The sequence below is a fragment of the Streptomyces sp. bgisy159 genome, assembly GCF_057707805.1.
Genome location: NZ_JBYIQX010000137.1, coordinates 1 through 574 on the forward strand (window position 1 = coordinate 1; position 574 = coordinate 574).

At 68.6% G+C, this 574-nt stretch carries 1 protein-coding gene; it reads right to left on the reverse strand.

Features of this window, described 5'->3' with window-relative positions:
- Positions 1–574, reverse strand: a 574-nt coding sequence (locus tag AC3ET3_RS36155) for an acyltransferase domain-containing protein (protein WP_435613740.1), incomplete at both ends; no start/stop codon positions are given.

Consider the following 574-nt stretch of genomic DNA (forward strand, 5'->3'; position numbering starts at 1 on the left):
AGCGACATCACCCCCGCCACATGCGCAGCAGCGATCTCACCGATCGAGTGCCCGATCAGGAAGTCCGGACGTACCCCGAACGACTCCACCAGACGGAACAACGCCACCTCAAGCGCGAACAACGCCGGCTGCGTCCACTCGGTGCGGTTCAACCGCTCAGCATCCGCACCGAAGACGACCTCCCGCAACTCCTCCCCGACATGCCCGCACACCGCGTCGAACGCCTCCGCGAACACCGGGAAAGCCCCATACAACTCACGCCCCATCCCCGGCCGCTGCGCGCCCTGACCCGAGAACAGAAACGCCGTCCTGCCGTGGTCCGTAGCACGTCGGCGCGTAAGGTTGGCGGCCTGTTCGCCCTGGGCAAGGCGGTCGAGTCCGTCCAGGAGTTCCGCGCGGTCACGGCCCCGGACGACAGCACGGTACTCGAAGGAAGTCCGTCCCTGGACCAGTGCGGCTGCAACAGCGGCAGGTGAGGCGTCCGTATGCGCCTGCGCGTAGGCATGCAGCCGGGCGGCTTGGGCGCGGAGGGCGTCGGGGGTGTGACCGGACAGTACCCAGGGCACCACCGGCG